At 69.1% G+C, this 10,583-nt stretch carries 7 protein-coding genes; 3 read left to right on the top strand and 4 right to left on the bottom strand.

Annotation, left to right across the window (positions count from 1 at the left end; genetic code table 11):
* From ACJOT3_RS27115 to ACJOT3_RS27100, 4 genes are all read right to left on the bottom strand, one after another.
* Window positions 1-3,041 (bottom strand): type I restriction endonuclease subunit R (locus ACJOT3_RS27115; RefSeq protein ID WP_406975950.1); only part of this gene is annotated, 3,041 nt, incomplete at its 3' end.
* Window positions 3,038-4,153, bottom strand: a complete 1,116-nt coding sequence (locus ACJOT3_RS27110; protein ID WP_406975949.1) for a restriction endonuclease subunit S — start codon at window positions 4,151-4,153, stop codon at window positions 3,038-3,040. The genes ACJOT3_RS27110 and ACJOT3_RS27115, both read right to left, overlap by 4 nt.
* Window positions 4,150-5,781: a class I SAM-dependent DNA methyltransferase gene (locus ACJOT3_RS27105; protein ID WP_406975948.1), complete on the bottom strand. Its 1,632-nt coding sequence runs from the start codon at window positions 5,779-5,781 to the stop codon at window positions 4,150-4,152. The genes ACJOT3_RS27110 and ACJOT3_RS27105 overlap by 4 nt, the downstream gene beginning before the upstream one ends.
* Before the next feature lie 93 nt (window positions 5,782-5,874).
* Window positions 5,875-7,947: a hypothetical protein gene (locus ACJOT3_RS27100; RefSeq protein ID WP_406975947.1), complete on the bottom strand. Its 2,073-nt coding sequence runs from the start codon at window positions 7,945-7,947 to the stop codon at window positions 5,875-5,877.
* Between the two features lie 250 nt (window positions 7,948-8,197).
* Between ACJOT3_RS27100 and ACJOT3_RS27095 the strand changes: the two genes are divergently transcribed.
* From ACJOT3_RS27095 to ACJOT3_RS27085, 3 genes are all read left to right on the top strand, one after another.
* Entirely contained in the window at window positions 8,198-8,764 is a 567-nt protein-coding gene (locus tag ACJOT3_RS27095) for a hypothetical protein (protein ID WP_406975946.1), read from the top strand.
* Window positions 8,765-8,871: 107 nt separating this feature from the next.
* Window positions 8,872-9,975, top strand: coding sequence for a helix-turn-helix domain-containing protein (locus ACJOT3_RS27090; RefSeq protein ID WP_406975945.1), 1,104 nt, complete (start codon window positions 8,872-8,874; stop codon window positions 9,973-9,975).
* A complete protein-coding gene (locus tag ACJOT3_RS27085; protein WP_406975944.1) occupies window positions 9,956-10,555 on the top strand; it encodes a PIN domain-containing protein in 600 nt (199 codons plus the stop codon). The genes ACJOT3_RS27090 and ACJOT3_RS27085 overlap by 20 nt, the downstream gene beginning before the upstream one ends.
* The last annotated feature ends 28 nt before the right edge of the window (window positions 10,556-10,583 follow it).

Below are 10,583 nucleotides of genomic sequence, written 5' to 3'. Positions count from 1 at the left end.
CCGTGCGAGGCCACGGCGTCGTAGAAGGCCAGCTCGGCGTCGTTGAGCGGCGGGTCGAACAGCTCACCGCGGCGGGCCTCGGCCATGACGTCCTCGGCCAGGGAGAACAGCGCGGCCAGCGCCTCGGCGCTGGTGAGCTGCTCGCGCATGTAGCGCAGCATGAGCTTCTCCAGTTCCTCGGTGAACCGCTCCCGGCTGATGGCGTTGTGCCGGGTGACCTCGCGCATCTTCTGCTGGATGAGGCGGCGCAGCGCCTCGGCGGCCAGGTGGGGCGTCTCCGACTGCTGGAACCGGTGCAGCTGTGCCTCGTTGAGGCGGGTGATGTCCAGCCGCCCCATGCCCGCCTCGGCGTACAGGTCGGTGATCTCCTCGGCGTCCACCGCCGAGGCCGCCAGCTGCGACAGGTACATGCTGATCTCGGCGGGCAGGGTCTCGCCGCGGGCCTCCCGGTTGGCGGCCTCGATCTTGACCACCCAGGCGCGCACCTCCACGAAGAAGGCGATGTCGCGGCGCCAGTGCTCCAGCTCCTTGAACCGTTCGCTGATCTGCGAGCTCATCGAGCACAGCTGGTGGAAGCGCTCCAGCCGGGTCGCGCTGGCGCGGAAGCGCTCCGAAAGTGACTTGCCGTCCCCGTCCTCGGGTCTGCGCAGGGCCTCGGGGGAGACCAGGTGGTCCGACACCAGCCGCAGCGCCCGCCTGCGCGCGTCGCCGGCGCCGGACGCCAGGAGCCTGCGCCAGTCGATGCCCGACAACAGGCCGCAGATGGTGTCGTACTCGTTGCGGACCTCGGTGATGGCGCGGTCGATGTCCCGGCCCAGGGTCCTGTCCTCCCGGTCGCGGGGGGAGTACTCCTCCAGCGCCTTGCGGAGGTTCTCGGACAGCGGGGCGTAGCCCACCAGCAGCCCGTCCTGCTTGTCGCGGAACCGGCGGTTGACGCGGGCCAGGGCCTGCATCAGGTTGGCGCCGCTCATGGAGCGGTCCATGTACATGGTGTGGATGGGCGGTGCGTCGTACCCGGTCAGCAGCATGGAGTGGACGATGAGCAGCTGGAGCTCGTCGTCGGGGTCCTTGGCGCGGGCCTGGACGACCCTGTGCTCGGAGGGGCGCATGGCGTGGGCCTTGAGCTCGGGCGAGTCGGAGGGCTCGCCGTGGAAGACCACCTTCATCACGCCCGTGTCCGGGCCGGTGCCCACCCAGTCCGGGCGCAGCTCGGCCAGGGCGTCGAACACCCGCACGCACACCTCGCGGTTGGCGCACACCAGCATGGCCTTGCCCGGGCCGCCGAGGTAGGGGCGGACCAGCCTGGAGCGCTCCTCCCAGTGGTCGACCAGGTCCTGGGCGAGCTCGGCCACCCGGTCGGGGGCGCCGTAGATGCTGGTCATCTTGAGCGCGGCCTTGAGGGCGCGGCGGCGCTCGGCGTCGTCCATGGCGGCGGTGAGCGTGTCCGCCTGGGCGTCGATGTCGGCGGGGTCCACGTCCTCGGGGAGGGAGATCTCGATGAGCCGGGGTTCGTGGTAGACGCGGACGGTCGCCCCGTCCTCGACCGCGCGGCGCAGGTCGTAGACGTCGATGTAGTCCTCGCCGGCGCCGAACACCTCGCGGGTGTTGGCGTCGGCGTGGGAGAGGGGGGTGCCGGTGAAGGCGAGGAGGGTGGCGTGGGGGAGGGCGTCGCGCAGGTGGCGGGCGTAGCCGTCGAGGCTGTCGTAGTGGCTGCGGTGGGCCTCGTCGACGATGACGAGGATGTTGCGCCGCTCGGACAGGAGGGGGTGGTCGGCCCCGGACTCGCGCTCCTCCCTGGTGCGGCCGAACTTCTGGAGGGTGGTGAAGACGATCCCGCCGGTGTTGGTGTTGGTGAGCACCTCGCGCAGCCGCTGGCGGGTGTCGGCCTGGACGGGGTCGGTGCCCAGCAGGTCGCGGCTGGCCTGGAAGGTGCCCAGGAGCTGGTCGTCTAGGTCGTTGCGGTCGGTGACGACCAGGACGGTGGGGTTGTTCAGGGCGGGTTCGCGGGCGACCAGGCCGCTGAGACAGACCATCTCCTCGGACTTGCCGGAGCCCTGGGTGTGCCAGACGACGCCGGCCTGGCCGTTGGTGCGGGAGGCGCGGACCACGGCTTTGAGGGCCTTGGTGACGGCGAAGTACTGGTGGGCTTTGGCGACGCGCTTGCCGTGCCGGTTGCCGCCGGTGGTGAAGTTGACGAAGTTGCGGGTGAGGTCGAGGAAGCGGGCGTGGTCGAACAGCCCGCGCAGTGCGAGGGCGAGGGGACCCGGATCGTCGACGGGGTCGTACTCGAAGTCGGGGCTGGTGGGCGGGTTGCCGTTCGCGTCGACGTTCCAGGGGGCGAAGTGCTCGAACGGCGTGAAGGGGGTCCCGTACTTGGCGGTGATGCCGTCCGAGACCAGGCAGAGCACGTTGTAGCGGAAGGCGGCGGGGAACTCCTCGGCGTAGGTGCCGAGCTGGGCGTGGGCGCGGGCGAGGGTGGCGCGGGGGTCGGAGCCGTTCTTGAGCTCGACGACGGCGAGGGGGAGGCCGTTGACGTAGAGGACGACGTCGAAGCGGCGCTCGTGGTCGTCGTCGAGCAGGCGTACTTGGTTGACGGCCCGGAAGGTGTTGGCGTGCGGGTCGCGGAAGTCGACGAGCCGGACGGTGGGGGAGTGCTCGGCGCCGAACTCGTCGGTGTAGGTGAGGCGGATGCCGGAGGTGAGGTATCCGTGGGCGAGCCTGTTCTCGGGGAGGGGCTCGCGGGACTGGGGGGTGGTGGCCTTGGTGAGCACCCGGTCCACGGCGGAGGGGGGGAGCTCGGGGTTGAGGCGCTCGACGGCCTCGCGGAGCTCGTCGTGGAGGATGAGGTCGTCCCAGGCCCGACGCTTGCCGGAACCCGGGGCGATCCGGGAGCCGTCGGTGGGCAGCCAGGAGAGCTCGCCGAGCTCGTCGAGGGCGTGCTGCTCCCATTCCGCTTCGGTCACCCGCTCCGAGGAGAACTCGGCGGAGGAGAAGGTGGAGGTGGCGGCGGAGCCGTCGCTGTCGGGCCTGGGGGGTCTCATACGTTGTCCTCCACGATTCTTTCGGCGTCCTTGACGCGCAGCTTTCCGGACATCAGTTGGGGGAGAATGGTGTCACGCAGTTCCGCCAGTACCCGGGCTTCAGCCAGGGCGGCATCGGCCTTCTCTTCTAGAGCGGTGAGACGTGCCGCAAGTGCATCGCTGCCCTCAGCGGGGATATCGATTTCGAGCTGGCCTAGTTTTGCCTTGCTCAATTCGGTCTGGCCGGTAGACCCTTCACCGAGGGCTTCAATGCGCTGCTGGGCGGCCAGCATGGCGAAACCACCGACGACAGTCGGGGTTACTTCAGGGTTCACGCGAACAATGGTCACGTGGGAGTCGACCGTGGCTTGGATTGCATGGGACCAGATGGCGACCCGGCCCAGAGTTCCGACTCCGGTGGAATTAACGAGGACATCGCCAGGGCGCAAGGATCGTTCCTGCTGGACGCGTGCAGCCAGAGTGAGACGAGCGGGGTCGAGCAGAACGCGGCCTGCGCGCACGCAGCGCTGATTGAGGACGATCATGCCGTCTTCGTCTTCGGTGTATTTCGGTGCCTGTCCGCGGTTGAGGTAAGTGCTCAGGCCTTCGATCGTGATCGTGCGAGGCTTCGAATCGGCCGATTGCTTGTACAAGGCTACGCCAAGCTTGCGGCTGGTATCAGCGATGCTCTCATTAACCGCGATCTTGTCGTCCAGTGCGCCGAGTGCATCGGCAATTATCTGCTGTTTTTGGGGTGAAGTCCATAGAATTTGAGTTGGATGCACATGATTTCTATTTAGAGTGGGATTTGAAGTTCCGACATCCATGGATAGGAAATCCATCGTTTGCAGGAAGTAGTAGACAAACTTTGGATTGTTTCCCTTGAAGTCTTTGACCCAGAGTGTGGTGTCATGCGGCCAATAATCCGAAGGGAGGTAGAATACTTTTCCAAGGGTCCCCTTGCGGCCGATGACAACTCCAGGTCCAGTGGCCATTGGAGTGTCGTGGTAGCTTCCGATGCCTCCAGAGGAGACTACTGGGATATTTCCAGGGCGCTGTTTTGATCGTGTGATGTCGAATCCGCGTTGCAGGGTGATGACATCGCCAATAGTGCTTTCGTGCCAATCGGTCATCCGATCCTCCCGAGCTGGTCGCGAACGACGGCCTCAAGGCGCTTGGACTCGTCGAAGTGCTCGAAGAGCTCCTTCGTCAGGCGGGCGATCTTCTCGTCCAGCGGTTCGGCATCGGGGTCCTCCACGACCTCTGCCGCTCCCACGTACCGCCCGGGGGTGAGCACGTAGTCGTGCTTGGCGATCTCCTGGGTCTTGGCCGAGTAGGCGAAGCCGGGGACGTTCTCGTACGTCAGTTTCTTCTTCCTCGCGGATGCGGTGCCCCGCCAGGCGTGGAAGGTGTCGGAGATCCGCTCGACCTCTTCAGCAGTGAACACCCGCTCGGTGCGGTTGATCATCTCGCCCATCTCCCGGGCGTCGATGAACAGCACCTCGCCGCGCCGGTCGCTGGTGGCCTCCGCGCCATGCACGCCCTTGTCCTTGGCCAGGAACCACAGGCACGCCGGGATCGCCGTCGTCCGGAACAGGTTCCCCGGCAGCGCCACCATGCACGCCACCATGTCCGCTTCCACGATCGCCTTGCGGATCTCCCCTTCGCCGGATTGCTGAGAGGACATCGACCCATTGGCCAGGACCACACCCGCCACACCTCGGTCGCCCAGCTTGGAGATGATGTGCTGCAACCAGGCGAAGTTGGCGTTACCCGCCGGAGGCACACCGAACCGCCACCGGTTGTCGTCCGTCCGCCGCTCCCACGGGTGGAGGTTGAACGGCGGGTTGGCCATGACGAAGTCGGCCTTCAGATCCGGCAGCTTGTCGTCGGCGAAGGTGTCCGCCCACCGCTTCCCGACGCCCTCCGGGTCCATGCCGTGGATGGCCAGGTTCATCTTGGCCAGCCGCCACGTGCGCTCGTTGGCCTCCTGCCCGTACACCGCGATGTCGTGCGTGTGGTCGCGGCCGCCGTGGTGCTCCACGAACTTCTGTGCCTGCACGAACATGCCGCCCGAACCACAGCACGGGTCGTACACCCGCCCCTTGTACGGCTCCAGGATCTCCACCAGCAGCTCCACCACGCTCTTGGGCGTGTAGAACTCCCCGGCCCGCTTGCCCTCCGCCCGCGCGAACTGCTCCAGGAAGTACTCGTACGTCTCCCCGAGCACGTCCTGCGCGGTCTTGTCCTCGGTCCCCCCGAAGCGGGCGTCGCTGATGAGGTCCACCAGCCCCTTCAACCGCTTCTGGTCCACGTTGTCGCGGTTGAAGATCTGCGGAAGCACACCGGTGAGCGGCCGGTTCTCCGCCATGATCTCGCCCATCGCGTCGTCGATGAGCTTTCCGACACCTCCGGGCGCGCTCGCCGCGTTCTCCGCGATGTACTTCCAGCGCGCCTTCTCCGGAACCCAGAAGACGTTCTCCGCGGTGTAGGAGTCCTGCTCCTCCAGGAAGGCGTCCCGGCGGTGCTCGGGGATGCCCTCCTCCTCCAGTTCCACGGCGATCTCGCGGCGGCGCTCGGCGAAGGCGTCCGAGACGTATTTGAGGAAGACCAGCCCGAGCACGAACTCCTTGTACTGGGCGGCGTCCATGGAGCCGCGCAGCTGGTCGGCGGCCTTCCACAGGATGGCCCGGATCTCCTGGGGCGTGGAGGCGCTGAACAGCTCGCCCTGCTGGGCGGCGGCGCGTTTGCGTGGCGGCATGTGTCGTGTGTTCCTTCTGTTTCGTGATGCTGTGCCCGGCGTCAGCGCGGAGAAGGGCCGAGCCGGGGCAGCGGGGATGGGGATGAAAGTCTGTCAGTCGGCGGGGACGGCCAGGGTCCCGTCGCTGAATCCCGCGGCACTCAGCCGCCGGAGCGTGTCGAGTTCGGCGTACTGCTCGTCCAGCAGCGCCCGTCTGCGCTCGGTCTCGGCGAGGAAGGCGTCCAGCCTCTCCACCTCCTTCGGGTGCAGGTCGGGCAGGACCACCTCGCCGACCCCGCGCAGGGACCGGGCCGCTTCCGCGGGCTGCCCCGCGGCGCAGGCCCCCTCCAGCAGCAGCGCCAGCACCCGGGGGGTGAGCGGCCGCCGGGACGTGCGGTTCACCCGCAGGATCCGGGCCGGGAAGGCCACCACAGAGGCCCCCTCGTGGTCGACCATCACCCCGAACTCCTGGGCGGTCGTGTACACCACGTCCCCAGGTTCGGTCAGGTCCACGTGCGGGTACTCCGCGGCCAGCACCAGCCGGTCGATGCGGCGCCTTCTGCGCGGCGCGCGCCCCAGCACCTCGTCCGGCCCGATCACGTCCAGCTGCCCGCGCGGATCGAGGTGTTCGGCCGCCACACGGTGTCCCTTGACCGGGATCAGACGCTTCTGGCCGACCAGGGCGCTCACGGTGACCCGCTCCGGAGCAGGCCCCACCCGGCGGACGAGGCCGCCGTGCAGAGGACCGCCGGCCTGCGTGTGGGAGTGCGCCCGCTTCTCGGCCTCGGATAGGCGTCCCTCGGCCTCGGCGATCAGCGCCGGCCGGTCGCGGACCGTCTGCGCGCGGATCCGCGACTCCGGTGGAGCCGGGGGGAGGAGGGGCTCGCCGAAGTGTCCGTCCAGGTACTTGATGGTGACCGGTAGGCCATGGCGGGGGTCGTGCCCACTCGTGTGGAGGCCCTCGGCCCGCCACAGCAGGATGTCCTCGGCCAGGTCCCGGACAGCGCTCCCGTTCAAGGCCCGGGAACCGATGTCGTTGACGAGCACTTGGCCGACCGCGGCCGGAACCGGGTCGCGGCGCAGCGTCCACAGGGCCGAGCGGTACCAGGGCCGCCCGGGGTCGGTACCCCCGGGCAGGGTGGTCACCGACTCCACCAGGCGGCTGCGCAGCAGGCGCGAGCGGATCTTCGCCTCATCGGTGTCCAGCGCGCCGACCAGCGCGTCGGCCGGTCCGATGACCACGGCGGTGCGGCCCGGGCGCAGCAGCACGCTCAGATCCTCGATCGCCTCCAGGGCCCGGGCCTTGGACCGGCTCTCCCCGGCCTGGTATGGCAGGAGGGTCACCATCAGGTCGAGGTCGGCCATCGCCTCCTCGATTTCGTTTCCCTCCTGCACGTCCAGGTCGAGTTCGGGTACCCCGGCCAGCAGGAGGCGGCGCCGGGTGAGCCGTGCCAGGTCGGTGCGCTTCTCGGCGGCCAGGACCCGGGCGTCCTCGGGGTCGTCGAGCGCGGACACCAGGTCGTGGAGCAGGTCGCCGCACAGGGCGTTGGGGTCGGCGACGGTGACCGTGCCGTCGGAGGCGGCGTGGCCCACCGGGTCGGCGACCCGGACGGCGAGGCGGCGCAGCTCCGGAGAGAGGGCCCCGGTGTCGGGGCCGGTGAACCCGAGGCGGTGCCGGATGCGCATGAGGTGTTCGTGGGCGCCGCGGGGCGTGTAGGCGGCCTCGACCAGGTCCTCGGCCACGGGGGCGAGGCGGGCGGAGAGCGCGGGGTCCTCGCTCAGCTCGCGGAGGAAGAACTCGTCGTCGGGGTCCATGCGCTCCGCGCGGGCGAGCAGCGCGTCCTGTGTGGTGTCCGAGAGCGGTTTGTCATCCATGAACTGGAGGCACAGCAGCCCGCCGACCACCCGGACCAGCCGCTGGGCGCCGACCTCCTCTGCGAGGCGGACCAGGCCGTGCGCGGCCAGTTCCGGGCCGATCTCTTCGGCCGGGGTGTTGCCCCGCCCGGTGGTGGTGAGCCAGTCGGCGACCGCGCGGCCGTCGTACCAGGTGCGGTTGCCCTGCCGGGACACGGGTGCGGGGAAGTCCGGGTACCGGCGGACCCAGGTGGAGGTGACCGGGCGCTTGACGCCGGCCAGGGCTGCGATGTCGGCCAGGGAGAGCAGCGGGGACGGTGATGGCGTCGGCATCCGGTGCTTTCTCCTCTCTGTGCTGGGGGTGAGAGGTGTGCCGCCACTCTAGAGCAGATCCGGCGGATTTTCTCATGATCCTCTGATAACCAGGGTTATCGGGTTCTCGTATGTCCATATCGTGTGTGTTCGGTTACCGTCCTTGCCACGACGCGGGGAGCGGACGGTCGCCGTCCCGTCCCGCGCCCTTCCGACAGAGCACACGAGCCGGAGCCGTCGCGGCGCCGGAGGACCAGGAGGACCGCCCCCCATGAGCCGACAGCACGCCCGCCCCCGCCGCGCCTCCACCCGCCCGCCGCGCGCTTCCCGGCCGCGCAGCTGCGGCAAGCGCTGGTTCAAGGACCGGATCAGCGCCGAACTCGCCCTCGCCGCCATCCGCCACCACGGCCGGGATCGGTCCGACCGGATGCCCCGGCGCTCCTACGAGTGCCCGGACTGCCGGGGGTGGCACCTGACCTCCAAGCCGGAGCGTCCCCACCTCGGGCGGGCGGCGTCGGCGGGACAGGGCGCGGTCCGCGTTCCCGGGCCGCGGCCGGCGGAACCCCGCAAGCCGGAGGGGGCGGGAAGCCTGCGGACCGGCCCGATGATGCGGGCGCGGCGGATCGTGCAGGGGCTGGAGCCGTGGGTGTCCGCGTTCGCGGGGGAGCACGTCGCCGAACACGGGCGCGGGCCGACCTGGCGGGAGCTGGAGGCGGTGTTCGGCTGGGACCGGTGGGAGGGTGCGCTGGTCATCCGCCACCTGGTGGACGAGGGGTGGCTCCGCGAGGAGGAGGGAAGCCCGTGCCTGCTGCCGTCGCCGGACCTGGGGCGGGACTGAGCCGGGGACGGCGGCCCGCCTCCGTGCCCGTGGCCGCATCGGCGCGTTACCGAAACGGTTCTCCCAAGGTTGGTCGATTCGGATTCACAGCCGGAGAACGCTGTGCGATGATCGCACACATGGGACAGGAACTGAGCTGGGAACTGATTGGGGAACGGGTCAGACTGAGCCGGATCTCCGCCGGGATGTCACAGGGAGAGATGGGTGAGCGCGTCGGTCTGGAGCGCAGTATGGTCTCCAAACTCGAACGCGGAATCCGTCATATCGACGCGGTCGAACTGGCGCGGATCTCCCGTGAGCTCGACTATCCGATCTCCCATTTCCTGAGCGAGCCCCCTGCCGTGGTGTCCCGTCGTGCCGCGGCCGTCGGGGCGGAGAAGATCGCGGCCGATAAGAGCGATTACCGCACCACGGCCCGGCTCGCCGAGTGGCTGAGGGACGTGCGCCAGCTCGTCGAGGAGGAGCTGCTCATCCCCCGGACGCCGCTGCGTTTCCCCGGTTCGGTCACGGACGCCTCCGAGGCGGCCGACGCGGCGCTGTGGCTGCGCGACGAGCTGGGGCGGGGCACCGAACCTCTTGACTCGCTCGCCGAGGAATGCGAGCGGGCCGGGCAGTTCGTCGCCGTGGTGGCGCTTCCCGAAGGAGTCGAGGGGGCCTCCCTCATCGACGGCGACATCGCCGTGGCCATCGTCAATCTCGACCTGGAACCGGGACGGAGGCGCAGCACCGCCGCACACGAACTGGGGCACATGATCCTGGGCGACGAGTTCTCCCCTGACGCGGCGGGAGGCGTGCACGCCTCCCGGCACGAGCGGGAGAAACTGGTCGACGCGTTCGCGGCGGAGTTCCTCCTGCCCAGGGTGACGGCCCGCCAGGCGGTGGTGCGCAAGAACCGGGAGGAGGTGCGCCGCAACCTCGTCCGGTTGGCGGCGACCTACCGGGTCTCCTGGAGTCTGGCCGTGCGTCAGGCCACACCGGAGAAGGGGGAGGGCAGCGAGTTCTGGCAGCAGATGAGGGAACGCACGCCCACGGCGGCGGAGTTCCAGGACTCCCTGGGGTGGAGGCCGCAGCCCGATCTGTCCAAGGTTCGGGTGCCGCCCGCTTACGCTTCCGCGGTCATGCGGGCGCTCGACGAGGATCTGATCACCGTCGTGCGCGCGGTCGAGATGATGCGCGGGCAGGTGGGGCCCGATGAGTTCGACGAGGGCTGAAGGCGTGCACGATTCTTCCCGGGTATTGCTGATCGATGCCGCACCGCTGCTGTACTCGTCCATGATCGACCGCCTCGACGTTCTCGGAAGTGTGCTGCACGGGTACGAATGCCTGACCACTCGTGCGGTCATCGACGAGGTCGAACGCAATGCCGGGCGGGAGGAGGTCGTGCGGCGGGTGCGGTCCGCTGAATGGCTGTCCACCGCAAGCACGGAATCCCTGGCGTACCATGGCCGGTTTCCGATCTGGGCGCAGCGCCTGGGCATGACGAACGAGCACAACATCGGTGAGAGCACGCTGTGCACGTACGCGGATGTCCACGGGGGCACGGTGTACATGGACGACAGGAACGCCCGCAAGGTCGCCGAACGCCATGGGCTCGCGGTCCGGGGGACAGCCGGGCTCGTGGCGGACGCCTGCCGGAGTGGGACGTGGACGGTGCCCAGCGCCTCCCAGTTCCTGGATGCCCTGAAGACGGCGGGTCTTTACCTGCCCTTCGGCGCGGGCGGGTTCGGTGAGTGGGGGCTCGAACAGGATCTGCTGCCGGCGGTGTCCGGTGATCGGGCGGGTGATGGCTGAGCGCACGCGGTCGGGGAAAGCGGCGGTG

The organism is Nocardiopsis protaetiae, assembly GCF_045446735.1.
GTDB classification, from domain to species: Bacteria; Actinomycetota; Actinomycetes; order Streptosporangiales; family Streptosporangiaceae; genus Nocardiopsis; species Nocardiopsis protaetiae.
Note: the sequence above shows the minus strand (reverse complement) of the source record. Positions and strands in the feature narration are given on the sequence as shown.